We start from the raw sequence: 24,887 nt of genomic DNA, 5'->3' as shown, positions 1-24,887 counted from the left end.
CCGTCAGAGGGCCGGCGGGGACTCCCCCGCCGGCCCTCACGCATGTCCCGTGAGGGCGCAAGCGTTACAGGTACGGACAAAAGTTACTTATCAGTATCTAGTGACTTGTCACTCGACTGGGACTAGAACCTGTTTCCACTCCGCCAGAGAGTGAGGAACCCCACATGAAGGCAAATCCCCAGCCGACAATGGGTTCCAAGGGTGTGTCCCGTCGTGGATTCATCATTGGAACAAGTTCTCTTTTCGGCAGCCTCGCGCTGTCCGGTCACGCCAGCGCCGCCCCCACAGGCGCTGCCGTCACCGGGCTCGCCAGCACCAACCCCATCGCCGACGGCGCACAGGTCCCCGCGCTGATCGTCGGATCCGGCTACGGCGGCTCCGTGGCCGCGCTCCGGCTCGCCCAGGCGGGCGTGGACGTCCAACTCGTCGAGATGGGCATGGCCTGGGACACCCCCGGGCCGGACGGCAAGATCTTCTGCAACACCCTCAACCCGGACCAGCGCTCGTACTGGCTGCGCACCCGCACCAAGGCGCCGCTGAACTACTTCCTCGGCTTCCCGATCGACAAGGACATCTCCCGCTACACGGGCGTGCTCGACGCCGAGGAGATGGGCGGCATCATCGTGTACCAGGGCCGCGGCGTGGGCGGCGGCTCGCTGGTCAACGGCGGCATGGCGGTCACCCCCAAGCGGGAGAACTTCGCCTCCGTGCTGCCCACCGTCGACGCCGACGAGATGTACAACACCTACTACCCGCGGGCCAACGCGGGACTGGGCGTGGGCCTGATCGACCCGGCCTGGTTCGAGACCGCGGACTGCTACCAGTTCTCCCGCGTGGGCCGCAAGCACGCCCAGCGCTCCGGCTTCCCCTGGACCTTCGTGCCCGACGTGTACGACTGGGACTACATGAAGCAGGAGGCGGCCGGCACGGCCACCAAGTCCGCGCTGGACGGCGAGATCCTGTACGGCAACAACCACGGGAAGAAGTCCCTGCAGAAGACCTACCTCGCGCAGGCGAAGGCCACCGGCCGGGTCACCATCTCGCCCCTGCACCGGGTCGCCACGGTGGCCCCGGCACCGGGCGGCGGGTACGCGGTGACCATCGAGCAGATCAACACCACCGGGGACGTGGTCGCCACCAAGAGCGTCACCGCCGGCAAGGTGTTCTTCGCGGCCGGCAGCGTCGGCACCAGCAAGCTGCTGGTCAAGCTGAAGGCCACCGGGGCGCTGCCGCTGCTCAACGACCAGGTCGGCAAGGGCTGGGGCGACAACGGCAACGTGATGTGCGGCCGGGCCAACTACCTGTGGGACCCCACCGGCAAGCTCCAGTCGACCATCCCCTGCTCCGGCATCGACAACTGGGCGGCCGGGGGCGCCTTCGCGGAGGTCGCCCCGCTGCCCACCGGCATCGAGACGTACGCCTCCTTCTACCTCTCGATCACCAAGAACCCGCACCGGGCCGAGTTCACCTGGAACGCGGCCACCGGCAAGGCCGAGCTGAACTGGCAGACCGCCTGGAAGCAGCCGGCCATCGACATGGCCAAGACCATCTTCGACAAGATCAACTCGAAGGAGGGCACGATCTACCGGACCGACCTGTTCGGCACCAACAAGATCTGGGGCGACCACCTCACCTACCACCCGCTGGGCGGTGCGGTGCTCGGCAAGGCCACCGACAACTACGGCCGCCTGTACGGCTACACGGGCCTGTACGTGATCGACGGAGCGCTGATCCCCGGCAACACCAGCGTCAACCCGTTCGTCACCATCACGGCCCTGGCCGAGCGCAACATCGAGAAGATCATCGCCACGGACCTGTGACGGCCGCCCGGGGCGGTCCGGGGGCCGGCCGAACCGGCCGGCCCCCGGCCGCCCCGGGCGCGCGTCAGTGCCCGGGCAGCACGCAGACGGAGTCGAGGCCCAGGACATGGTTGAGCCGGCCGAAGGCGAGCCACGAGCCGATGCTCATGCTCAGCTCCACGATCTCCACCTGGCTGTAGTGCGCCGTCATCCGGGACCAGAACGCGTCGTCGATGTTGTGGTGGTCCAGCGCGTACCGCTCCGCGTACTCGGCGGCCAGCCGGGTCCGGTCGTCGAAGGCGTCGGTGGTGCGCCACTGCTCGACCGCCTCGTCGAAACCGTCCTCGACCTTCTCGCCGTCCCGGTCGGTGCGCCAGTCCAGGCAGAAGACGCAGCCGTTGATCTGCGCGATGCGCAGCCGGGCCGCCTCGAACTCGCGCAGCCCCAGGGTGGTGTGGGCGTAGACGGAGAGCGAGAAGTTGGCGGCGGCCATGCCGATGCCCGGGACCATGTCGCCCCAGACGTAGCCGATGGGCTCCTGGCCCTCGGGGATGTCGATGATCATGACTGCTTCCTTCCGAGTTTCCCGGTGGCCGGGCGCAGCGGGACGTCCAGGGCGTCGTAGAGGCCGGGTTCCGCCTCCACCAGCCAGTCGATGGCGTTGACCAGGCGGCCGACCGCGGTGGCGTTGCCGCCCGCGGACCGGTTCTCCCCCTCGTCGCTGGCCTCCACGGTGACCTCGATCCGCGGCCGGCCCTCGATGATCACCTTGTGGGCGCCGGAGCCGTCGGGCGGACTGGGCCAGTCCGGGGCGCAGGAGGGGTGGATCCGGGTGATGTGCTCGATGACGATGCGGGGCTCGCCGTCGACGAACCCCTGCACCTCGAAGCGGATGGCGCCCTGGGTGCCGGCCTCGAACTCGCCCATGGTGCGGGTGGTGACGGTGGACTCCAGCGGCCGGCGCTCCAGCGTCTCGCGGATGTCGTCCACCTCGACGCCCAGGGCCCGGGCCATCATCCGTATCTGCCCGCCCCACACCATCGTCGGGACGCTGGGGATGAGCATGGGCGGCTCGTAGTCCATCGGTTGGCCCATGCCGACCAGGTAGCGGACCGAGTCGGGCTGCTCGTACGTCGAGTAGTCGAAGACCTCCTGGCAGCGGATGGCGTCGATCCGCGAGCCCAGGCCGCTCATCAGCAGGGGCAGCACGTCGTTGCCCCACCCGGGGTCCACCCCGGAGGCGAAGAGCGAGCCGCCGCCGGCCTCGACGGCGGCGAGCACCGGATCGCGGAACTCCGCGGGGGCGCTGCGGTGGTCGTAGAGGGGGTAGAGGGCGGGGCTGACCACGACGGCCCCGGCGCCCACCGCCCTGACGATGTCGGCCAGGGCCTCGTCGGGGCGGATGTCCCCGGAGGCCGCGTAGACCACGGCGCGGGGGCCGGCGGCCAGGACCGCCTCGATGTCGTCGGTGGCGGGCACGCCCAGGCTGCGGTCGAGACCGGCCAGTTCGCCGGCGTCGCGGCCGACCTTGTCGGGATGGTGGACGAGGACTGCGGTGAGGTGCAGGGCCGGGTGGGCATCGACGGCGCGGATCGCCGCGCGGCCCACGTTGCCGGTCCCCCAGACAACCGTGGAAATCATGCGCGGAGGGTAGCCAGCGGCCCCGGAGGTGCCCAGTGCCGTGACACATGATTTTCGGCCGGGACCGGCCGGGCCCCCTTGCGGACGACGCCCTCGGTCCGGCTCCGCGCGGTCCGTGGTGTGTGGGGTAGCCGCTTGACGGGTCGTGGCAGGCGGGACCGGGCCCCCTTGCGGACGACGCCCTCGGACCCGCTGCCGCGGTTGCCCGTGGCGTGTGGGGGAGCCCCTTGACGGGACGTGGCAGGCTGGTCCGGAGGCGGGACCGGGCCGGGGACATCCGCCCGGGCCCCGCGCGCGGTCCGTGGTGTGTGGGGTAGCCGCTTGACGGGTCGTGGCAGGCTGGCTCGGAGGCAGGCCCGGGCCTGGGATCGCCGCAGGCGACGGCGAAGCCGCGAAGTCCCAGGGGTGGGCCTGCCGCAGGGCCTGCAGGCCACGACCCGTCAAGCGGCGAGGGGACCCGCACACGACGGACCGCGCCCTGTAGACCCCCCCGCCACCCGCCCCTCACCCCTCCCGAACCACCACCACCATCGCCGCGTCGTCCCCCAGCCGGCCGCCCGCGGCGTGCCCCAGCAAGTCGGCGCACAGATGGCGCAGCAGTTCCTGCGGAGTGCCGCGCGGGGCCGCGGCCACGCGTTCGGCCAGCGGGTAGAAGCGGCCCTTCTCGTCCCGGGCCTCGATCACCCCGTCCGTGTACAGCAGCAGGACGTCCCCGGCGACGAACTCGAAGGGCTCGGCTTCCAGGGGCGCCCCGGCGAACTCGGTGAGCCCCAGCGGCGGGGCCGGCTGCGCCACCTCCAGCGCGTGCACCGCGGCGCCGCGCAGCAGGAGCGGCGGCGGGTGGCCGCAGTTGATCAGGTGCAGGCGGGGTTCCCCGTCCGGGACGTCGAGGACGGCCGCCGTGGTGAAGGCCTCCGCCTGGTCCTCCGGCCCGGCCTCGCCCGCCCGGTCCGGGCCGGCGCCGGCACCGGCACCGGCGTCCGCCGCATCGGTGCCGACCGCACCCTCCAGGAAGGCGATCAGCGCGGGCAGCGGCGCCGCCCGGTGGGCCGCGGCCCGGAAGGCGCCGAGCACCAGCGCGGCGTCCCCCACCGCGGCCAGGCCCTTGCCGCGGACGTCGCCGATGAGCAGCCGGGTGCCCCGGTCCGTGCGGGCCACCGCGTAGAGGTCGCCGCCGATCTGCGCCTCGGCCTCGGCGGCGAGGTAGACGGAGGCCAGCCGCAGCGGACCGAGCCGGCCGGGCAGCGGGCGGAGCACCACTCCCTGGGCGGCCTCGGCCACCGAACGGAGCTGGCTCAGCTGCTTCTCGTGCTCCTCGCGCAGATGGGCGAAGAGCGTGACGAAGACCGAGATGAGGACCAGGGCGGTGATCTGGAAGGTGTGGTTCAGGTCGGTGAGGGTCGTCCGCGCCGCCGCGACCACGGACTGCGCGAGGACCGCGGCGGCGCCCACCAGCGCGGTGGCCCGGGGACCGCGGAAGGACGCGGTCACCGCGGGGGCGGCGGCGAGGAAGGGCCCGAGGTGCACATCGGGCGGTGCCAGCACGTCCACCGTCGTGACGATCAAGATCAGCGCGACGGGGACCGCGAGCAGCGCCTGCCGCCGGGGCCAGGACAGGTGCCGGTGATCCATCGTCCCTGGATACACGCTTTCGCCCCCGCCCCGGCCGAAGCCGGGCCGTCTCTCCGGGGAGGTCCGGGTCACACCGGAGCCGCCGTCAACGGTGCGGCCGGGAGCGCCAGGAGTGGCAGGGGTGGAAGCCGCCGATCCGGGGCCGGTCCCAGTGGGCCCGGCCGGTGCGGCCCTCCCGACGGCCGCCCGCCGCCTCGAGGTTCTGCGCGAGCACGGTCAGGGCCAGCATCAGCGCGGCGAGTTCGACCTCGTCGGGGGCGCCGCGCAGCACCCGCAGGTGGAAGTGGGGGCGCGATATCACCGGTCACCGCGCAGGCCCGGGAGCACCACCGGCCCGGTCGCCCCGATGCAGTAGCCCCGCACGGGCCGTTCACCCGATCGGACCCACCGGGTTCGACGGCCCGTCGAGGGGGCCGGGACCGCGGTCGTCCCCAGGGCTGCGGGGACGGCCCCCGCGTCACCCGCCGGGCCCGGCCGGCCGGGGCCGCGGGGGCCCGGAGCCGGAGTCGTCAGCTGGGTCATCGGCGCACGCTCCTCGTTCGCTGTCACCCGCAGTGAGCGTCTTCGAGCATCGCACCGGGCCCGCGGCGACGGCTCGCCGGTTCGGCCACCCGGGTGGCGGACGTCACCGGCCCCGGCCGCCGCGGAGATCCGCTCGACGAGCGCGACGCCGGAGCGTCGGTGAGCCTGTGACGAAGAGCGAGAGAAAGGCGCACCCCCATGGCCACTCTGTGTAGACCTGCGGTGGCGGTACCCGAGCACGTGATCACGATGGAGGAGACCCTCGAACTGGCACGGGACATCCACAAGGACCATCCGCAGCTCCAGTTGGCCCTCCGGCTGATCCGCAACACCGGCGTGGCCAAGCGCCACATCCTCCAGCCGATCGAGGAGACGCTGCGCCACCCCGGCCTCGACCAGCGCAACGCGATGTACGAGGCCGCGGCCAAGGAGCGGGTCCCCGCGGTGATCCGGGAGGCGCTGCAGCACGCGGAACTCGAGCCCGCGGACATCGACGTGATCATCTACGTGTCCTGCACGGGCTTCATGATGCCCTCGCTGACCGCGTGGCTGATCAACGAGATGGGCTTCCGGACGGACACCCGGCAGGTGCCGATCGCGCAGCTGGGCTGCGCGGCCGGCGGGGCGGCGGTCAACCGCGCGCACGACTTCTGCATGGCCTACCCGGGCGCCAACGCCCTGATCGTGGCCTGCGAGTTCTGCTCGCTGTGCTACCAGCCCACCGACCTGAACGTCGGCAACCTGCTCTCCAACGGGCTCTTCGGGGACGGCCTGGCCGCCGCCGTGGTGCGCGGGGAGGGCGGCACCGGCATCAAGCTGGAGCGCAACGGCTCCCACCTGGTCCCTCACACCGAGGACTGGATCGCCTACGACGTCCGGGCCACCGGCTTCCACTTCAAGCTGGACAAGCGGGTGCCGGGCACCATGGAACCGCTGGCGCCGGCCCTGAAGGACCTGGCCGGACTGCACGGCTGGGACGCCGCCGACCTGGACTTCTACATCATCCATGCCGGCGGGCCGAGGATTCTGGACGACCTCAGCAAGTACCTCGGCGTGCCGCCGGAGGCGTTCCGCTTCAGCCGGGCCACACTCACCGAGTACGGCAACATCGCCAGTGCCGTCGTACTCGACGCCCTACGGCGGCTGTTCGACGAGGGCAGCACCGAACACGCGGCGCGCGGTCTGATGGCGGGCTTCGGCCCGGGCATCACCGCGGAGATCGCACTGGGCCGCTGGAGCAGCGCGCCCACCGCCCCCGGCCCGGTGGCCGTGGCCGGATCGGCCGACCAGACCCGAGCCGCTCGGAGGAAGTGACCCATGTTGGAGGCGACTGCCCCGTCGGACGAGCTGCGGCCCCCGCGCAGCTGGCCCGCCCAGAACCTGCCCGGTGTCGACTTCGACCCGGTGCTGGCGGACCTGATGAGCGAGGGACCGGTGACCCGGATCAAGCTGCCCAACGGCAGCGGCTGGGCCTGGCTCTTCACCCGCTACGAGGACGTGCGTCAGGTGACCAACGACCCCCGCTTCAGCCGCAAGGCGGTCGTGGAGGCCAACGTCACCCGTCTGGCCCCGCACTTCATCCCCGTCGACGGGGCAGTCGGCTTCGAGGACCCGCCCGACCACACCCGGCTGCGCCGGGCGGTGGCACCCGCCTTCACCACCCGCGGGGTGGAGTCCCTGCGGGCCCGGGCCAAGGTGATGCTGGACGAGCTGGTGGACGGCGTGCTCGCCGACGGTCCGCCGGCCGATCTGACCGAACGCCTGCTCGCGCCGTTCCCCCTGGCGGTGGTGTGCGAGCTGATGGGAGTGCCCGCCGAGGACCGGGGGCGGGTGCACGGCTGGACCGCGCTGATCCTCTCCTCCACCGCCGGCGCCGAGAAGAGCGAGCAGGCCAAGCAGGAGATGTGCGGGTACTTCGCCGAGCTGATGACCGCGTACCGCAGCGGCGCGGCCCACCCGCAGGGCGACGGGATGGGCGGCGAGGGCGTGATCGCCCTGCTCGCCAAGGCCATCGCGGCCGAGGAGATCACGCAGTCGGAGGCGGTGGGACTGGCCCTGCTGCTGCAGATCGGCGGCGAGGCGGTCACCAACAGCACCGGCAACATGATGTACATCCTGCTCACCCGGCCCGAGCACTGGGCCCGGCTGAAGGCCGAGCCCGCGCTGCGGCCGGCCGCCATCGACGAGCTGCTGCGCTACATCCCGCACCGCAACTCGGTCGGCCTGTCCCGGATCGCCATGGAGGACGTGACCGTCGCCGGCCAGCACATCAAGGCGGGCGAGGCGGTCTACGTCTCCTACCTGGCGGCCAACCGGGACCCGGAGGTCTTCCCCGACCCGCACGAGCTGCACCTGGACCGCAGCCCCAACCCGCACGTGGCCTTCGGGTACGGGCCGCACTTCTGCCCCGGGAACATGCTGGCCCGGCTGGAGCAGGAGCTGCTGGTGTCCGTCCTGCTGGACCGCTTCCCGGGCCTGCGGCTGGCCGTCCCCGAGGACGAGCTCCAGTGGCGGCCGGGCGCGCTGATCCGAGGCCCCGAGGCCCTTCCGGTGACCTGGTGAGCGGCCTGCTGGTACCGCCGGGACACGGCCGGTCGCTGCGTTCGGCGGCCCAGGACGTCACGTTCAAGGTGACCGGGGAGCACTCCCGGGTGGCCTCGAGCTTCGAGGTCGTGGTGCCGCCGGGCTTCGACGTCGGCGCCCATGTGCACGCCCACAGCGAGGAGTTGTTCTACGTGCTGGAGGGCGAGCTGGAGGTGCTGGCCTTCGAGCCGCGGGTGCGCACCGGCGGCGACTGGCGGGACTGGGACTGCCGGGACGGGCGGCGGCCGGTACGGGCGGAGCCGGGCACCGTGATCGCGGTGCCGCCGGGCTGTCCGCACGCCTTCGCCAACCGCTCGGACACGCCGGCGCGGATGTTCTTCCAGGCGTCCCCGCCGCCGGACCACGAGCGCTACTTCGAGGAGCTCTTCGCGATCCTCGACGATCCGGGGCCGCTGGACCACGCGGCCATCGCGGCCCTGCGGCTGCGCTACGACATCGAGCAGCTCACGCCGATGCGGCACCGCGAACCGTAGTGCGGCGGGGCGCCGGGCCGGCGGCGGCCAGCGCCTCGCCGACCAGGCGGACGCCGCGGGCGAGCCGGCCGAGCTGGGCCAGCTCGACGGCGTACATGCGGATGGTGTTCTCGATGACCGCGTCGACCACGCCGAGGGCGGGCAGTTCGACCCGGCTGGTCTCCAGGGCGACCCGGACGGCCCGCATCTCGTGCTGGATCTGGAGCTGGGCGTGGCGGGCGAGCAGGACGTGGTGGCGGGTGAGCGTCGAGTAGCCGGCGTAGCGGGCGGGCAGCAGGTCCCGCAGCCACCGGGTGGCCGTGCGCTCCCAGTCGTGCGTGCCCGGGGACTTGACCTGACAGGGCCAGTCCGGGCTGAGCGTGGTGAGGACCGTCTGTGTCATCTCGTCGCTTCCAAGGGTGGCGAAACTCTGATCGAGAGGTGGTGCGGCGGACCCGGCCTAGGGGTTGGCCGGGTCCACCGCGGGGCGCTCTGCGGCGTGCGAGAGCCGGGGCGAACACGTCGGGTACGGCGCGAGGAGGGAGCGCCGGCTCCTGGTGTTCCGGAGGACGTAGGGGTTCGTCTCCGTTCGGTTGGCATCGGATGACCCGAGCGCCGTATGAAGTAAATATATATACCGTCGAGTAAGCAAGGGCATGAAAAATTTCATGCATCGTGCAGGTGCGCAAAAGCTCCCGTCCGGGCGGCGCCGGACCGGGTGACATCCGCTGTCAGGGAGCCGTCAGAGGAAGAAATTGTGCAGGTCGGCGACCTGCTCGTAACTCTCCAGACGCGCCTGGGTACGCTCCGGATCCGCGTCGGCCATCGCCTGGAGCAGGGCCGCCGCCAGCACGCCCGGCGCCGCGTACGAGTCGAAGACCAGCCGGGAGCCGGTGCCGGCCGTCAGGGCCACGTCCGCCTCCTCGACCAGCGGCCCCAGGGTGAGGTCGGTGATCAGGGCGACCTTCAGCCCGGTGCTCCGGGCGGCCCGCAGGGCGGCCAGGGTCTCCTTGGCGTGCCGGGGCATGGCGAAGGCCAGCACCCAGCTGCCGCCGGCCGCCCGGGACTGGAGCAGCGCGTCGTACGCCACGCTGCCGCCGCGGGTGACCACCCGCACGTCCGGGTGGATCCGGCGCGCGGCGTACGCGAAGTACTCCGCGAGCGAGACCGAGATGCGCAGGCCGAGCACGGTCAGAGGGACCGAGCGGGCCAGCTCGCGGCCGATGTCCAGGACCTGGTTGGTGTCGGCCAGCAGCCGCCGGACGTTCTCCAGGTTGGCGATCTCGGCGTCCACCGCGGCCTGGAGTTCGTTGCGGCGGATCTCCTCGCGGCTCTCCGGGGAGCCCGCGACGGCGCTCAACGCCATCGGCTGCAGCACCTCGCGCAGCGCCGGGTACCCGCTGAAGCCGAGGGCGGTGGCGAACCGGGTCACCGACGGCTGGCTCACCCCGACCCGCTCGGCGAGCTCGGTGATGGAGAGGAAGGCCGCCTCGGTGAGGTGGTCGATGAGGTACTGGGCGATCCGCCGCTGGCCGGGCGAGAGCCGATGGCCGTCGAAGAGCGCGCGGACCCGGTCCGCCGGGACGCGGTCGTGGTCCACCGACTGCCCGGCCGGCGTGATCGCCGCCGCCTGCGCGCGTGCCTGCTGCCCCGATGGCACCGGTGCGCCTCCTTCTCCCCCGCTCGCGTTCCAACATAGCTCACGGTCTGCGACGGAACCGGGCAGGTTGATCTTCCGCCGGGTCCGGTGCGCCGGGGCGTCCGCGCTTTCCGCTCACCTGTCCGGTCCGGTCCGAAATGATCACTCGATCGGGTCGTGTTCCCCGCCGGGAACGGGGAAGGGCGTTCCGCCCTGCCATGATCGACCGGCTACACCGCCCCCGCCCTCCGCAACCGGCAACGGCCTTTCCGTGACCGGCACTTCCCCGTGCCGTGACGCCCCGTCGGACGCCTGCGGACCGGGGGCCGTACCCCACTCCCCCGCCGTCCGCACCGATGAGGAGCACCATGAGGGCCCCGACCCACCGCCCCGACCGCAGGAAGCTGGCCGCCCGCTGCCGGGCGATCACCGAGGACCCGGCCTTCGGCGTCCTGGTCTTCGCGGTGATCCTGTGCAACGCCGCGCTCCTGGGGGCCGAGACGTACAGCGGGCTCGCGGTCGAGTACCGGCAGGCGCTGACGGCGGCCGAGCGGTGCTGCCTGGCGGTGTTCACGGTGGAGATGCTGCTGCGCGCCGGCGCGCACGCGGACCGGCCGAAAGCTTTCTTCCGGGACCCCTGGAACCTCTTCGACCTGGCGGTCGTGCTCTGCGCCTTCGTACCGCTGGTGCGCGAGAACACCACCGTGCTGCGGCTGCTGCGGCTGGCCCGGGTGCTGCGCACCGCGCGGTTCCTGCCCCAGCTGCGGGTCCTGCTGGTGGCGGTGGGCCGCAGCCTGCCCGGCACCCTGAGCTTCCTCTTCGTCGGAGCGCTGGTGCTGTACGTCTACGCCATGGTCGGCTGGGTCTGCTTCGCCGGGCCCGACCCGGCCCACTTCGGCTCCATCGGCCGGGCCATGCTCACGCTCTTCCTGCTCACCACCCTCGACGGGCTCGGCGACGCGGTGCACGCGGGCCTGGAGATCTCCCGGCTCTCCCTCCTCTACTACGCCTCGTACGTCCTGCTGGCCTCCTTCGTCCTGGTCAACGTCCTGATCGGAGTGGTGCTCAACTCGCTGGACGAGGCCAAGGAGATGGAGGCGGAGGCCAACCGGCTCGCGGCGCTGGAGGCCGAGGGGCCGCTCGGTCCGGAGGAGGTGCGGTCCCGGATCGTCACCGCCCGGCGGGCCCTGGACGACCTCGAAGCCTCGCTGGGCGTCCTGGGGACGCCCGCGGACCGGCCCCTGGAGCCGGTCACCAGCCGTGCTGGGGCGGGCCGATGACCCGCTGTCCGATCTGCCCGGCCAGCCACTCGGCCCGGTCGGTCTCCCGCGGGCCGACGTGCACGAAGACGGTGTGGTCCGCGGCCGGCGCGCCGTCCAGGTAGATGTCCCGGTGGTTGAAGACCACCTGCACGTCGGCGTACTTGGGCCCGGCGGCCAGCCCGAGCTCCGGCACCGGCGGCCAGCACAGCCACCACCAGCCCAGCTCGGCGGGGGTGGACCCGACCAGCTCCAGCAGCTCCGCGTCGAGCCGGCCCGGCGCGACGTCCTCGAAGCGGAGGGTCAGCGGCAGGTGGGGCTCGATCGCGTACGGCGGCTCCGGCCGCCAGCCCTCCGGCAGCTCGCGCGGGGCCTCGCCCTCGGGCGGCGGCCCCAGCTCCAGGTCCGTGACGTAGCCGTGCCGGAAGAGCGGCCGGCAGCGCTCGACGTCCGCCCCGGTGGGCAGCTGGACCTCGCCGTGCATCGCCGTCCTGGGCGTGGTGCCGATCGCGGCGAGCCGGCCGGCCGTCGCGTGGGCCTCGTGGACGTCGGTGGTACGGAAGACCGGTACCGCGCGGGTGTTCCCCATACGGGGGATCTTCCCAGGGCGTCCTTGTCGGCGCACCGTCATTTTCCGTGACGGCGGAACCCCGAAGGTGCTTTCGAACGTCAAGCAGGGCAGACGAGGAGCACGGCACGGCGGACCGGCAGCAGGCGGTCCGGCACGAAGTGAAGCAAGGCGGCGCGACGGATGACGGCGGTACCGGTCGAGGGCGACGAGCCCGACACCCGGCAGGACGACAAGCACGAAACGGCGGGGGCGCCCGACACCGCCCCGACGGACGCGGCCGGCAGCGGTCCCGCGCGGGCCGCCGCCCCGGAGGAGGCCGTCGAACCCACCGGGGCCCCGGCCCCCGCCCCGTCGCCTGACGAGGACTCGGCTGACGCCGGGGCGACGGCCGCGGAGACCTCCCCCGCCGCCGACACGGACCCGTCCGCCCCGGACGGCCCCCTCGACGAGGGATCCGCGTCCACGGCCGACGACACGGCGGCGACCGCGCCGCAGGAGGAGACCGCCCCGGCCGCCACCGACGCCCCGTCGGATCCCGCCGACGGGAGCGACCGCAGGCCGGAAGCGGAAGCCGAGGAGCACACCACCGGGGCGGAGCCGGACACCGTGGCGGACGACGACTCCGCCGAAGCAGGCTCCGGCGAGGGCGACGACGTCGCCGCAGAAGCCGACGCCACGGCCGTGACCGCGAACCCCGAGGAGGACACGACCGCCGCCGAAGCGGCCGCCGACGAGGGCGAAGCCACCGCGGCAGCCGACGCCGAGGACGACGCCGTGACCGCGGGCCCCGAGGACACGCCTGCGCCCGCGGGTGACGGCGGCGGCGAAGCCGCCCCGGAGGACACGGCCGACCCCTCGTCCGAGGACGAGGGAGAGCGTGGGACCGAAACCGCCGCGCCCGCCGACGAAGCGGCCCCGGAGGCCGCTGCGGAGGAGAAGGACGGGGACGAGGAGGCCGGTGCCGGGACCGACGCCCCGGGCGAGGAGGCCGAGCCCGCGGCGACCGGGGGCCCGGTCAAGGCCGAGACGGACGCCGAGCGGACCAGCACGTTCGTCGCGCTCAAGCCGCTCGAGGCGGCCCGGGAGCGGCCGACCTGGGCGACCGCGGCCGACAAGGCCGAGGCGCCGGCGAAGGACAGCGGCGCCCCGAGCGCCGGGGCGGCCAAGGACGGCGCCACCGAGGCCGAGAAGCCCGAGGTCAAGAAGCCCGGGCCCACCGCGGTCGCCGCCGCGGAGGCCACCGCCGCGGTGCCGCTGCCGGAGCTCACCAAGGAACAGCCGCTGCCGCCGCTGGACCTGCTGGCCCAGCTCACCAACACCCCGCCGCCGCCCGAGACCCCGGTCCGGACCTGGACCCGCCGCGTCAAGATCTGGACCCCGCTGCTCCTGCTGGCGGTCGGCGCCTTCGCGACCGTACAGGCGCTGCGCCCGCTGCCCGCGCCCGAGCTGACCACCGACGGAGCCGCCGCCTCCTTCACGGCCGAGGGGAACCTCACGCTCCCGTGGCCCGCCGCGGGCCAGGGCGCGATCCGGGTCCAGGGCAGCGGCGACGTCGGGACGTTCGGGCCCCAGAAGCCCGTCCCCACCGCCAGCGTCGCCAAGATCATGACCGCGTACGTCGTCCTCAAGGGGCACCCCCTCAAGAAGAACGAGGAAGGCCCGAAGATCACCGTCGACGACAAGACGGTCCGGGACGGCACCGCCGGGCACGAGTCCCGGATCCGGGGGCTGGACGTCGGCAGCAAGTTCAGCCAGCAGGACATGCTCAAGATGCTGATGATCCCCTCGGGGAACAACATCGCCCGGCTGCTGGCCCGCTGGGACACCGGCAGCGCCACCGAGGCGGCCTTCGTGGCGAAGATGAACGCCGCCGCCAAGGACCTCGGCATGACCAACACCACGTACACCGACCCCAGCGGCCTGGACGCGAAGACCGTCAGCACCGCCGTCGACCAGCTCAAACTGGCCGAGGCGGTCATGAAGTTCGACGTCTTCCGCAAGATCGTCTCGCTGCCGAACGCGAAGGTCCCGGGCCTGGCCGAACCGCTCAACAACAACAACGACGACCTGCTCCTGGCCGGCCTCAGCATCAAGGGCATCAAGACCGGCTCCAGCTCGCCGGCCGGCGGCACCCTGGTGTGGGCCGCGTACAAGACGGTCGGCGACAAGACCCCGCTGATCATCGGCTCGATGATGGACCAGCACGCCCCCGGCCCCGACATCGACGGCGCCGACAGCCTGAAGCTGGTCAAGGCGAACAGCCAGAAGGTGATCGAGGCGGTGCGCGAGGCGCTGGCCCCCGTCACCGTCGTCAAGAAGGGCCAGGTCGTCGGCTACCTCGACGACCGGCTGGGCGGCCGCACTCCCCTGGTGGCGACCCGGGACGTCCAGGTCGTCGGCGTGCCGGGGCAGAAGCTCGCGCTGACGCTGGGCGACGGCGGCAAGGGCGTGCCGCACGAGGCGAAGGCCGGTACCCCGGTCGGGACGCTGACCATCGGCAGCGGCCCGGACACCGCCACCGTCCCGGTCGCGGTGCAGGGCGAGCTGTCCGCCCCGTCGTTCGGGGCGAAGCTGACCCGGCTGGGATAGCACGGACCGGGGTGGCGTGGGCTCGGGTCACCGGCCCACGCCACCCGGCTCACGGCCGTGGCAGATCGGCCGTCTTCGGCATCAGGTCGCTCTTCACCGGGTCTCCGGGAACCACCCGCACCGGGACGCCCCCCGTCAGCTTTTCCAGCTCGTGGCGGAACGCCTCCGACGCCGCCCCGGCCTCGCTGGACTCGAAGCGGACACCAGAGCCGTCGTGTTCGGCGGTGCCCGTGTAGAGGGGGAAGGCGAGGTGCTTCGCCGTGATGACCTTGTCGACCGCGGCCATCAGCCGCCGCTCGGTGAAACGGGCCCAATAGAGGTCGACATGGCCCAGGTCCACCGTCGGGTCGGCCTTCTTCGCCGCGGCCATGAGGTCCCGGCCCCGCTCCAGGTCGGTGACGCACAGCGTCACCCGGTCGCCGGCCCCGTTCCTGGCCTGGGTCGAGTAGACGTCCGCGAAGGCACCCATGCCCTGGTCCCCGATCGCCTGGGCGAGCGCCATCGTCCTGGGGTCGTCGGCGGGCGTCCCGTCGACGGTGGTGGGGGCGGCGCCGGTGTCCGCCACCTCGCCGGGGCAGGCCGGTCCGGCGGAGCGGGGCTTGGCCGGCCCCTCCCCCACCACCGGCTGCCGTCCGGTGCCGGGCCCGTCCCCCGTCGCCGAACCGCAGCCGACGAGCAGTACGGCGCTCCCGGCAACCGCCGCGCACAGCAGGGCCGTTCTTCTCTTCACAGAGGTGGTGCAGGGCATGGTTCCCCCGGTGTCTCGGTCCACGTCCCGGGCCGGTCGTGCCCGGGCGCGACTGTGACGTGCCGCCCCGGTCACCGGTTCCACACGTACCCCCGCCGTCCCGCTCTGGGTAACCTCCCGCCATGGACGTGGACATGGTGGGGCTGACCGGGCGGGTCACCGGGACGGTGGGGCCCGGGCTGGTGGGCGAGGTGATCGTGCGGGTCCGGGGCGGCGCGGAGCACTTCCTCGCGTACCCGGCGCTGGGGAGCGAGCGGATCGAGGTGGGCACGGTCGTGACGATCGTGGAGTACCTGCCCCCGCGGACGGTGTACGTGAGCGCCGCGTACGGCATCTGACCGCGCGGGCGGGCCGGAAGACGCCCGGCGGGACCCGCGCCGACCTGTATGTATCAAGATTGCGATAAAGATCCTGCGGTCTCTTCACCCCGACCCCGGCGAGGAGCAGTATCCGGTCAGCGGCGCCGATCGGGCGCCGCACTAAGGGGGCGTTGCCGATGGTCATCGGCGTCGTGGCGGGCGTGGTGCTCGCCGGACTACTGGTTCTGATCGGCCTGTTCAAGCTGATGTGGCGGGTGGCCGAGCCGAATGAGGCCCTGGTCATCTCCGGCTCGGCCCACAAGACCGAGGGCCTGGGCGAGGGCATGGGGTTCCGGATCGTCACCGGACGCGGAACCCTGGTCATCCCGGGCGTGCAGGCGGTCCGCAAGCTGTCGCTGGATCTCAACGAGACCATGCTGTCGGTGGACTGCGTGACCCAGCAGGGCATTCCGCTGCGGGTCAAGGGCGTGGTCATCTTCAAGGTCGGCGACGACTTCGTGTCGATCGCGAACGCCGCGCGGCGCTTCCTCGACCAGCAGAAGATGATGCCGGAGCGGGTGCACATCGTCTTCGCCGGTCATCTGCGCTCGATCGTGGGCGGTCTGACGGTCGAGGACATGATCCGCGACCGGGAGAAGCTGACCGGGCAGACCCGGGCCGCCTGCGGTACGGAGATGGAGAAGCTCGGCCTGATCGTCGACTCGCTGCAGATCCACGAGATCGAGGACCCGACCGGGTACATCAAGAACCTCGCGATGCCGCACGCCGCGGCCGTGCAGCGGGACGCGCGGATCGCGCAGGCGGAGGCCAACCGGCTGGCGACCGAGGCCGAGCAGACCGCGCAGGCGCGGATGGCGGAGGCCACCCGGGACAGCGAGATCCTGCAGGCCGGGTACCAGGCCGAGCGGGACAAGGCGGCGGCCGCGGCCCGGCAGGCGGGTCCGCTGGCGGACGCGGCGGCCCGGCAGGAGGTCGTGGTCCAGGAGACCCGGGTGGCGGAGCTGGAGGCGCACCGGCGCGAGCAGCAGCTCCAGGCGGACGTCCGCAAGCCCGCGGACGCGCAGGCGTACGAGAAGCGGACGCTGGCGGAGGCGGAGCGCGACGCGCGGATCTCGGCGGCGCAGGCCAAGGCCCGGGAGACCGAGCTCGCGGCGGCGGCCGAGGCGACCCGGGTCAAGACGGCCGCGGCCGCCGAGGCCCAGGCCACCGAGGCGCGGGGCGTGGCGGCGGCCAAGGCCACACGGGCGACCGGCGAGGCGGAGGCGGCGGCCACCCAGGCCAAGGGTCTCGCCGCGGCCGAGTCGGCGCGGGCGGCGGGTCTGGCGGAGGCCGAGGCGATCAAGGCGCGGGCCGCGGCGCTCGCGGAGAACCAGGAGGCGGTGGTCGCCCAGCAACTCGCCGAGAACTGGCCGGAGATCGTGGCGGCCGGGGCCGGGGCCTTCGGCAACGTCGAGCACATGGTGCTGCTCAACGGCGCGGAGGGCATGTCGGAGATGTTCGCCAAGGCGCTGACCATGGGCGGCACCGGGCTGGGCCTGGCCCGGCAGCTGCTGTCGTCGATGAACCAGCAGGGCGCCGCGGGCCAGTCCGCGGAGAGCCGGAACGGCCGGGCCGCGGCGAACGGTCACGCGGTGCCGGCCGGGGCCGGGGAGGTCCCGGCGGCCCGGATCCCCATCGCCGACGGCGACGGGGACGCGGACCGGTCCTGACACGACGGAGCCGGTGGCCCCCCGTTCGGGCGGGGGGACACCGGCTCCGTGCTGCCCGGCCGCCGCTCAGCGGCCGGTGGCCGGCCGGGTCAGCGGCGGACCTTCCAGTGGACCGAGTCCTTGAGCGTCGCGGCGATCTTCGGGTCGCGGACCGACCTGGTCGGATCCGTGACCGTGACGGTCAGCTTGTGCGTGAGCGCGTCCGACAGGTGCAGCGAGGAGACGCTGACACTGGTCTTGCCGTCCAGCGAGCGGACCGCCTTGCCGTCCAGGTACCAGCGGACCGTCAGCTTGCGGCCCGAGGAGGTGACCAGGTGCGGCACGGTGAGCTTGGCGCTCTTGCCGGTGCGCAGCGTGGTGCCGGTGGGGGTGACCGCGGTGGCGATGCGCGCGTGCCGGTAGAAGCCGGCGATCATCGACTCGACGCCGGGCAGGTTGAAGGGCACGCCCAGGATGCGCATCAGCGAGTTCTCGGTGGGGCGGTAGAGGCCCTTGGTGTAGTAGCCGGCGCCCTCGAAGGCGCCGACCTTGCCACCGTCGGGGGACTTCTCACCGATCCAGCGGTACCACTTGGCGCGCCGGTCCTTCAGGCGGGCGGCGGTGTAGATCGAGATGTTGGACTCCCAGGCCTCGGGGCCCGTGTACGTGTCGTACGGGTAGTCGTACTCGTCCGCGAGCTTGCCGAGGGAGTGGCCGGTCTCGTGGATCGCGACCTGCTCGGAGTCCTCGTTGTTGGCCGAGGCGGTGGAGATGCCCTCGTAGCCCAGCTTCGGGTTGGGCTGGTTGTAGCCGGCGCCGCCGTACTTGGAGCTGTTGGCCAGGACCAGGACGAGGTCGGCCGCGGGGGCCTTGGCCACGTACTTGTCGACCTTGGTCTGGTCGATGCAGAGCAGCCGCTCGGTCTTCTCGCACCAGAAGTACGAGCCGAGGGCGGTGTCGCGGTGGACGCCCTTGGTCGGGTCGCCGGAGACGCCGGACTGGTTGGAGACGGCGTCGACCGTCCAGACGTTGAAGAGCTTCTGGTAGGTCTTGTACGGCTCGACCTTGAGCAGCGCGGCCCACTTGGCCTTGGCCGCGGCGTGGAAGCTGCCGAGCTGGGAGGCCTTGTAGCCGTCGCCGACGACTACTACGTCCAGCCGGTCGCCGGTGCGGCCGTTGTCGACGATCTTGGTGACCTTGCCGTCGGCGGCGCGGTCGGCGGCCGAGAGCGGGGCGCTCAGGGCGCCCGCCCGGCCGCCGGCCGGCACCTCGATGTGGCCGGAGCCGGCCTGGGTGCCGCCCTCCGGGCCGGGTATCTCGACCTCGACGGTGGGTCGGGCCGTCGGTTCGGGACCGGCGAGTGCGGCGCCGGGCGTGGCGGCCAGGACGGCGGTCGCGGTCACGGCCACACCGGCGGCCGCAAGGGTTCGGCGCAGGGATGCGCGCATGAAGGTCTCTCCCCGTGGTGCGAGTTAAGTCATTTGATAACTTCAATGAACGGGGTGCTTAACTTATGCGGAGCGTGAAGCTCTGCGCAATGGCGTACTGCCCGTAACGGGCGGCGAGTTGACGGTCCGAGGGGGACAGCAATGGACGAACCGGTCGAGATCGGGCGCCGCGTGCAGCGACTGCGCGCCGAGCGCGGGCTGACCCAGAAGCAGCTGGCCGAGCCCGCGTACACCCCCGCGTACATCTCCACGCTCGAGGCGGGCAAGGTGCGCCCCTCGGAGGCCGCGCTGCGCTACCTCGCCGAGCGGCTGGGCGCCAGCTACGACGAGCTGGCCACCGGGCGGCCGGCCCGGCTGGCCACCGAGCTGCGGCTGGCACTCACCGACGCACAGCTCGAACTGGCCGCCGGCACCGCCGACGCGGCCGCGGTCCGCTACCGCCGCGTGCTGACCGACGCCGAACACCTGGGACTGCCGGCCGAGCAGGCCGAGGCCCTGCTCGGACTCGGCGACTGCGCCCTGGAGACGGGCGAACTGGCCGACGCCCGGCGGCACTTCGAAGCGGCCGAGCGGCTGCTGGCCGACCAGCCGCTGCCCCGCCGGGCCCGGGCGGTGCGCGGCCGGGCGGTGGCCCACCTGCTCGCCGGCGAACTGCGCTACGCCTGCTACCTGCTGGAGTCCGCCATCGACGAGCTCGGCAGCCGGGGCCTGGCCGATCCCGAGGCGCTGCTGCTCCTGTACGCGGCGGTCATCGGCCCGTACATCGACATGGGCGCGCACGCCCGGGCCGCCCACGCCGCCGAGCTGGCCCTGGCGCTGGCCCCCCGGGTCGCGGACCCGGCCCTGGTGGCGGGGATGCACCGGCAGGTGGCGCGCACCTTCCTGGCGGAGGGCCGGCTCGCCGACGCGGACGAGTCACTGGCCAAGGCACAGGCCGTCTACGCCCAGCTCCGGCTCAGCACCGACCTGGCGCACTGCCACTGGATGCGCGGCTACGTCCAGGCCCAGCACGGCGATCTGGAGGTGGCGGAGCGGGAGTTGCGCACGGCCCGCCAGATGCTCACGGCCCGGCGGGCGGTGCTGTTCGCCGCCCAGGTGGAGGTGGAGCTGGCCGACGTGCTGCGTCGGCTGGGCCGGTACGAGGAGGCGGCCGGGCTGCTGTCGGCCCTGCTGGACCTGGACGAGGAGCACGGCACCGTGCACGCCGGCGGCGCGCACCGGCTGCTGGGGCTGATCGCCGAGGAGCGCGGGGACGCCCGGGGCGCGGAGGAGCACTACGTCCGCGCCCTGGCCCTGCTGGGGCGCAGCGGGGCCAGCGGCGACCTGGCGGACCTGTGCCGGCTGCTGGGCGACCTGCTGCGGCGGGCCGGGCGTACCGAGGAGGCGCTGGAGGTCTACCGGACCGGGCTCGGCCACCGCGCCGCGCCGGGCACCACGACGCTGGGCCCGGCACCGGCCGCGCCCGGGCCGCCCGCCGTCCTCGCTCCCCCGGCGCGGCCGGTCAGCGGGTGAGCGCCGAGGCCAGCTGCGGGTAGTCCAGCACCAGTCCGTGCTCGTCCACCTCCAGATCGCTGCGGAAGGACCCGGACTCGTAGCGGATCCGGGCGCCGTGCTCGGCCGACGCCAGGTGCGTGTACCGCTGTCGCAAGGGCCGTACGGACAGGTCCGGTACGGACACCCAGGCCATCAGGAACTCCCGCGGGGCGGCCTCGGCCCGGCGGTGCAGCCCGTGCCGGAGCACCGGCATGGTGTTGGTCAGCGGACACAGCCCCAGGTCGCAGTCGAGTGCGTCGTCGAGGTCGGGGCGGGGGGTGCCGTCGGCGGTCCACTGGCCCGCCTCGTCCCGCCGCAGGTCCAGGCTGGTGGTGCCGGTCCCGGTCTGCACCGTCACCTCCAGCCGCCGGGTCACGAAGTCCTCGCCGGTCTGGAGGGCGTACGTCACCCAGTAGGGCTCGGGCGTGAGGCCCACCGCCCGCCCGCGGGCCCGCAGGGCCGTCGGGCCGAGGTCGATCCAGGAGGTCTCGCAGCCCCGGCTGGCCATGACCTCCCAGGTGCGTACATACCGGTGCATCAGGGTCGAATCACTCATGGGGCCACCCTACGACCGATCATGATCGACTCACGGCACCGGGCGAGGGGTTCGGCGATCGACCGGCGGACCGGGCCGCCGCTGGGCAGACTGGACGGCCGAGGAAGCGGCCGGCGGGCCGCCGGGGAAAGGGGAGGCCGTGGTGCGACTGCGCGCGGCGCGGGCCGGGGAGGCACGCGAGCTGAGCGCCCTCGTCATGCGCTCCAAGGCCCACTGGGGCTACGACCGGGCCTACCTTGCGGCCTGTGCGCCGGCGCTGCTGATCGGCGAGTCGGAGCTGGCCGCCCGCCGGATCGTGGTGGCCGAGGACGACCGGGGGCCCCTGGGGGTCAGCTCCCTCGAAGGCAGCCCCCGGGGCCCCGAGCCGGCCGCGGAGCTGGGGCTGCTCTTCGTCGCGCCCGGGGCGATGGGCCGCGGGGTGGGCCGCCGGCTGTACCGGGACGCCCTGGCCCGGGCCGGTGAACTGGGCTTCGCCCGGCTGCACATCGCCGCCGACCCCCATGCCCGGGCCTTCTACCGGGCCATGGGCGCCCGCCCGGTACCGGCCCGCGACGGCCTGCCCTGCTTCGAGGCGGTGCCCGCCCCCGAGCCCGGCTGGGTACGGGCCTGGACCGGCGGCGGCCGGGCCGTGCACCTGGGCAACGTCGCCGAGTTCAACGCGCAGTTCGGCCGCACCCGGCCGGAGCCGGCGGGCCGGACCGAGGACCACTACGCCTGCCTGGCCGCCTTCTACAGCCCGCACCCGGCGGCCCTGGTGCTGCCGCTGTCCGTGCCGCGGCCGTGGCTGGCGCTGGTCGCCCGCCGCCTGGAGTGGGACGAGGTGGAGCTCTACGACGGCCTGGCCGAGGAGGGCGCCCCGCTGACGGCCGCGCTCCGGGGCCGACCGGCGCTCGCGGCGCGGCTGCGCGGCCTCGGGCTGCCGGTGATCCCCTGGGGACGGGCCGGGGCGGACGCGGGCCTGCGCTACGAGTCCAAGTCGGCGGCCAACGCGCTCTTCCGGCGACTGGTCGGCACCGGCGGCCACCCCGGGATCCGGGTGCCGGAGCAGACCCGGGTCCCGGGCCGGCGGACCGCCGCCCGGCTGCTGACCGACCGCGCCCGGGCCGGCTCGACCACCGTCCTCAAGACCGAGCACGGGGTCGGCGGCTCGGGCACCACGGTCGTCACGCCGGGACGGCTGCGCGCCCTCGGCGGACCGCGCTCGGTGGTGCGCGCCCTGCCCCGGGGCCCGCTGCTCGTGGAGGAGTTCGTACCGGCCGACGGGGCGTACGGAGACCTGACGTACGACGGGTTCGTCGACGGCGCCGGCCGGGTGCACGAGGTCGGGTCGGCGGTGATGGAGGTGGCGGGCACGGCCTACCAGGGCGCCACCGTGGGCCCCGGGGCGGTGCCTACCGCACTCGCCGCGGCCGCCGGGGACTTCGGCCGGGCGGTGGGGGACGTGCTCGCCGCGGAGGGCTACCGGGGCTGGTACGACGTGGACTTCGTCGCGGACCCCGAGGGGCGGCTGGCGCCCACCGAGACCAACCTCCGGCTGACCGGCCCCTCGGTGGCCTTCATGGTCAAGGCCCGGCTCGACCGGCTGCGCGGGGCCGGGCACCTGGTCCGGATCGTCGACCGGGTGCCGCTCGGCGCCCGGCTGGCCGAGGCGGAACTGGTCGCCTTCCTCGACCGGTTGGGGGCGGCCTGCGCGGCGCTGGACGCCCTGCTGATCCCGGCGGTGCCGACCGCCGCCCGGGCTCCCGCCCCCTATCTGGGCGTCCTGCTGGCCGCGTACACCTGGGCCGCGCTGGAGGCCGCCGACGCGCTGGTACGACGGGAGGCGGCGGCCCTGCGGGCGATGTTCGGGGAGCCGGAACTGCTCTGAGCCGGGGCCGGGCCGGGCGAGCCCCGGCCCGGTGTCGGTCCGGCGTCAGTCCGCGAAGGCCTCCGCCGGCCTGCGGGTGGCCCAGACGGCCACCACCCCCGCCGCGATCATCAGCGGGATGTTGAAGGTGTAGACCAGGGCGGCCTGCCGGGGCCAGTCGTGCTTGTCGGCCAGCCGGTAGAAGTTGTCCTGGGGCCACCACGCGGCCAGCAGCCACACGACGGCCAGGTGGGCGGCGGCGGTCAGCCCGCGCGAGCGGCCCGAGCGCAGCATCCGCTCCCGGCCGGTGAAGAGGAAGACCACCCCCGCCCCGAAGGCCAGGCACTCGCAGCAGTACAGCAGGAAGAAGAGGAAGTTCCAGGGGCCGGGCACCCCGCCGAGCTCGGTGGCGCCCGGCCACAGCAGGGAGGTGAACATCAGGGCGACGGCACCCAGCAGGATGCTGACGCAGCCCGCGGCGCAGCCCGCGGCCCCTTCGGCGTCCCCGGCCGCGCCGGCGGTCTTGACCCCGCGGACCCCGGCCGCCCCGGCCGGCTGCGGCAGGGCCGTGCGGTCCTCCTGCCCGGCCCGGTTGCGCGGCAGCGCCCGCAACCGCACCACGGCCTTGGGCAGGTCCTCCTCGGCCACCCGGCCGGCCAGGTGGCCGCGCAGCTCGGTGGCGGTGGGCAGGCCGCGCGCACCGACCGCTCCCACGGCCGGGGTCAGGTACGCCACCAGGGTCGACCGGAAGGCCCCGTCGTCGACCACGGCCAGCACGGCGGCGCCGACGCCGGGGTGGCTCCGGATCTCCGACTCGACCCGGTAGCCGTCGACGGTGCGCTTGCCGGCCCGGATCCGGTCCCGGCCGCGGCCGCCGAACTCCAGCAGCCCGTCCGCCCGCAGGGTTGCGCGGTCCCCGGTGGCCACCGGGGCGTCCCCGTCCGGCGGGGTCAGCCACAGCTCGCCCTTCGGGGTCTGTGCGCTCCAGCCGGGGAAGGGCGTGCCCAGCAGGGCGACCCCCTCGGGGTGCTCGGCCGGCCCGGCGAGCTGCGCGATCTCGAAGTGGGTCCCGGCTCCGGCGCATTCGGCGGTGCCGTAGACGCCCAGCAGCCGCACGCCCGGGCGCAGCCGGCGCTGGAGGGCGGCCTGCTCGTCGAGGTAGTACCGCGCACCGGTGACGGTGACCAGCCGCAGGGTGGCGAGCGGGTCCGGGCCGGGGCGGGCCGGCGGGTCGGGGAGCCGTCCGGCGGTGCCCGGGTCGGTGTGCAGGACGGTGACGTCCTCGGCGGCGATCAGCCGGGCGAGCGCGGCGCCGTCCGCGCCGCCGGCGGGCCCGCCCGCGGGGAGCACGAGCGTCCCGCCGGTGCACAGGGCGCGGGTCCAACCGGCCGCGAAGGACAGCCCGTCGGGCCGGCCGGTGATCAGGTGCCGGTCCCCCGGCGCCAGCCGGCAGACCTCGGTCCAGCCCTCGAGGGCGGCGGCCAGCCGGGCCTGGCCGACCGGTACCGGCCGGATGCCCTCGGCCCCGCTGAGGAGGACGGCGGCCGTCTCCCCGGGGGCGGCCGCCCGGCCGTCCCGCGGCGGGCCGTCCGCGAGGTCCGCCGGGTCCTCGTCGAGGGCGAGGACGTGCGCCGGTCCGCCGTCCTCGAAGCGGGCCCGGTGCCGGTCCTCCGCGAGCAGCACCCAGGGGCGTATCGCGGCCAGCGCGCGCACGGCCGTGCGCGGGGACTCCGGGTCGAGCACGGCAAAGGCACCGCCGGCCTTGAGCGCGGCCAGCAGACCGGCCAGGACCTGCTCCGGACGGCTGCCGGCCACTGCCACGATCCCGCCCGGGGGCAGTCCGCGGGCGGTCAGCCGGCGGGCCAGCCCCTCGGCGCGCCGGTCCAGTTCGCGGTAGGTGAGCCGGGTGTCGCCGACCACGACGGCGGGGGCCGCCGGGGTGTCGCGCACCCGGCGCTCGAAGAGTCTGATGACGGTGTCGGTGGTGCGGGGACCGGGGCCCCCGGACTCGGATGCCTGCGTCATGCCCCGATGATGGCA

The 24,887-nt window shown here is 73.9% G+C and carries 21 protein-coding genes; 10 read left to right on the top strand and 11 right to left on the bottom strand.

Going from position 1 to position 24,887, the window contains the following annotated elements; all coding sequences use genetic code 11:
- Positions 1 to 164: 164 nt before the first annotated feature.
- Positions 165 to 1,820: a GMC oxidoreductase gene (locus AB0O40_RS09835; RefSeq protein WP_365037561.1), complete on the top strand. Its 1,656-nt coding sequence runs from the start codon at positions 165 to 167 to the stop codon at positions 1,818 to 1,820.
- A 64-nt stretch (positions 1,821 to 1,884) separates the two neighbouring features.
- Here the strand turns inward: AB0O40_RS09835 and AB0O40_RS09830 are convergent, their stop codons facing one another.
- From AB0O40_RS09830 to AB0O40_RS09815, 4 genes are all read right to left on the bottom strand, one after another.
- On the bottom strand, positions 1,885 to 2,364 hold the full coding sequence (locus AB0O40_RS09830; RefSeq protein WP_365037558.1) for a carboxymuconolactone decarboxylase family protein: 480 nt from the start codon (positions 2,362 to 2,364) through the stop codon (positions 1,885 to 1,887).
- Complete coding sequence (locus AB0O40_RS09825) at positions 2,361 to 3,440, bottom strand: dihydrodipicolinate reductase (RefSeq protein ID WP_365037556.1); 1,080 nt, start codon at positions 3,438 to 3,440, stop codon at positions 2,361 to 2,363. The genes AB0O40_RS09830 and AB0O40_RS09825 overlap by 4 nt, the downstream gene beginning before the upstream one ends.
- A 504-nt stretch (positions 3,441 to 3,944) precedes the next feature.
- Positions 3,945 to 5,072: a PP2C family protein-serine/threonine phosphatase gene (locus tag AB0O40_RS09820; protein WP_365037553.1), complete on the bottom strand. Its 1,128-nt coding sequence runs from the start codon at positions 5,070 to 5,072 to the stop codon at positions 3,945 to 3,947.
- 85 nt (positions 5,073 to 5,157) lie between these two features.
- Positions 5,158 to 5,373: an acyl-CoA carboxylase subunit epsilon gene (locus tag AB0O40_RS09815; protein WP_365037551.1), complete on the bottom strand. Its 216-nt coding sequence runs from the start codon at positions 5,371 to 5,373 to the stop codon at positions 5,158 to 5,160.
- 419 nt (positions 5,374 to 5,792) lie between these two features.
- Here AB0O40_RS09815 and AB0O40_RS09810 point away from each other — a divergent pair, with 419 nt between their 5' ends.
- Genes AB0O40_RS09810 through AB0O40_RS09800 form a run of 3 tightly spaced genes read left to right on the top strand, consistent with a single transcriptional unit; the run spans position 5,793 to position 8,671 of the window.
- Positions 5,793 to 6,908: a type III polyketide synthase gene (locus tag AB0O40_RS09810; RefSeq protein WP_365037549.1), complete on the top strand. Its 1,116-nt coding sequence runs from the start codon at positions 5,793 to 5,795 to the stop codon at positions 6,906 to 6,908.
- 3 nt (positions 6,909 to 6,911) lie between these two features.
- The gene (locus AB0O40_RS09805) at positions 6,912 to 8,156 is read left to right on the top strand and encodes a cytochrome P450 (RefSeq protein WP_365037546.1); all 1,245 of its coding nucleotides are present in this window, start codon (positions 6,912 to 6,914) and stop codon (positions 8,154 to 8,156) included.
- Complete coding sequence (locus tag AB0O40_RS09800; RefSeq protein WP_365037689.1) at positions 8,150 to 8,671, top strand: cupin domain-containing protein; 522 nt, start codon at positions 8,150 to 8,152, stop codon at positions 8,669 to 8,671. The genes AB0O40_RS09805 and AB0O40_RS09800 overlap by 7 nt, the downstream gene beginning before the upstream one ends.
- Here AB0O40_RS09800 and AB0O40_RS09795 read toward each other — a convergent pair.
- Positions 8,643 to 9,053 carry a hypothetical protein gene (locus tag AB0O40_RS09795; protein ID WP_365037543.1) on the bottom strand — a complete coding sequence of 137 codons (411 nt, stop codon included), beginning with the start codon at positions 9,051 to 9,053 and terminating at the stop codon, positions 8,643 to 8,645. The two genes, AB0O40_RS09800 and AB0O40_RS09795, sit on opposite strands and share 29 nt — an antisense overlap.
- Before the next feature lie 339 nt (positions 9,054 to 9,392).
- Complete coding sequence (locus tag AB0O40_RS09790) at positions 9,393 to 10,310, bottom strand: MurR/RpiR family transcriptional regulator (protein WP_365037540.1); 918 nt, start codon at positions 10,308 to 10,310, stop codon at positions 9,393 to 9,395.
- A 347-nt stretch (positions 10,311 to 10,657) separates the two neighbouring features.
- Here AB0O40_RS09790 and AB0O40_RS09785 point away from each other — a divergent pair, with 347 nt between their 5' ends.
- Positions 10,658 to 11,569: an ion transporter gene (locus AB0O40_RS09785; protein ID WP_365037537.1), complete on the top strand. Its 912-nt coding sequence runs from the start codon at positions 10,658 to 10,660 to the stop codon at positions 11,567 to 11,569.
- On the opposite strand, the gene AB0O40_RS09780 is transcribed toward AB0O40_RS09785, so the two are convergent.
- The gene (locus AB0O40_RS09780; RefSeq protein WP_365037534.1) at positions 11,541 to 12,137 is read right to left on the bottom strand and encodes a hypothetical protein; all 597 of its coding nucleotides are present in this window, start codon (positions 12,135 to 12,137) and stop codon (positions 11,541 to 11,543) included. The genes AB0O40_RS09785 and AB0O40_RS09780 overlap by 29 nt on opposite strands.
- Positions 12,138 to 12,299: 162 nt before the next feature.
- Here AB0O40_RS09780 and AB0O40_RS09775 point away from each other — a divergent pair, with 162 nt between their 5' ends.
- Complete coding sequence (locus tag AB0O40_RS09775; protein WP_365037531.1) at positions 12,300 to 14,708, top strand: serine hydrolase; 2,409 nt, start codon at positions 12,300 to 12,302, stop codon at positions 14,706 to 14,708.
- 49 nt (positions 14,709 to 14,757) lie between these two features.
- On the opposite strand, the gene AB0O40_RS09770 is transcribed toward AB0O40_RS09775, so the two are convergent.
- Positions 14,758 to 15,438 (bottom strand): hypothetical protein, encoded by a 681-nt coding sequence (locus tag AB0O40_RS09770; protein WP_365037528.1) that lies wholly within the window; start codon positions 15,436 to 15,438, stop codon positions 14,758 to 14,760.
- 140 nt (positions 15,439 to 15,578) lie between these two features.
- Between AB0O40_RS09770 and AB0O40_RS09765 the strand changes: the two genes are divergently transcribed.
- Positions 15,579 to 15,794, top strand: a complete 216-nt coding sequence (locus tag AB0O40_RS09765) for a hypothetical protein (RefSeq protein WP_365037525.1) — start codon at positions 15,579 to 15,581, stop codon at positions 15,792 to 15,794.
- A gap of 158 nt (positions 15,795 to 15,952) precedes the next feature.
- On the top strand, positions 15,953 to 17,485 hold the full coding sequence (locus AB0O40_RS09760; protein WP_365037522.1) for an SPFH domain-containing protein: 1,533 nt from the start codon (positions 15,953 to 15,955) through the stop codon (positions 17,483 to 17,485).
- A gap of 89 nt (positions 17,486 to 17,574) precedes the next feature.
- Here the strand turns inward: AB0O40_RS09760 and AB0O40_RS09755 are convergent, their stop codons facing one another.
- A complete protein-coding gene (locus AB0O40_RS09755; protein WP_365037520.1) occupies positions 17,575 to 18,912 on the bottom strand; it encodes a M64 family metallopeptidase in 1,338 nt (445 codons plus the stop codon).
- A 141-nt stretch (positions 18,913 to 19,053) separates the two neighbouring features.
- Here AB0O40_RS09755 and AB0O40_RS09750 point away from each other — a divergent pair, with 141 nt between their 5' ends.
- Positions 19,054 to 20,424, top strand: coding sequence for a helix-turn-helix transcriptional regulator (locus AB0O40_RS09750; protein WP_365037517.1), 1,371 nt, complete (start codon positions 19,054 to 19,056; stop codon positions 20,422 to 20,424).
- Here AB0O40_RS09750 and AB0O40_RS09745 read toward each other — a convergent pair.
- Positions 20,414 to 21,001 carry a putative glycolipid-binding domain-containing protein gene (locus AB0O40_RS09745; RefSeq protein ID WP_365037514.1) on the bottom strand — a complete coding sequence of 196 codons (588 nt, stop codon included), beginning with the start codon at positions 20,999 to 21,001 and terminating at the stop codon, positions 20,414 to 20,416. The two genes, AB0O40_RS09750 and AB0O40_RS09745, sit on opposite strands and share 11 nt — an antisense overlap.
- A gap of 139 nt (positions 21,002 to 21,140) precedes the next feature.
- On the opposite strand from AB0O40_RS09745, the gene AB0O40_RS09740 reads away from it, so the two are divergent.
- Positions 21,141 to 22,868, top strand: coding sequence for a GNAT family N-acetyltransferase (locus AB0O40_RS09740; RefSeq protein ID WP_365037511.1), 1,728 nt, complete (start codon positions 21,141 to 21,143; stop codon positions 22,866 to 22,868).
- Between the two features lie 45 nt (positions 22,869 to 22,913).
- Here the strand turns inward: AB0O40_RS09740 and AB0O40_RS09735 are convergent, their stop codons facing one another.
- Positions 22,914 to 24,872 carry an AMP-binding protein gene (locus tag AB0O40_RS09735; RefSeq protein ID WP_365037508.1) on the bottom strand — a complete coding sequence of 653 codons (1,959 nt, stop codon included), beginning with the start codon at positions 24,870 to 24,872 and terminating at the stop codon, positions 22,914 to 22,916.
- Positions 24,873 to 24,887 lie beyond the last annotated feature (15 nt).

It is taken from the genome of Streptomyces sp. NPDC089919, assembly GCF_040684615.1.
In the GTDB taxonomy this organism is placed as follows: Bacteria; Actinomycetota; Actinomycetes; order Streptomycetales; family Streptomycetaceae; genus Streptomyces.
The sequence above is the reverse complement of the archived record's forward strand: the minus strand, read 5'-3'. Positions and strand labels throughout refer to the sequence as shown.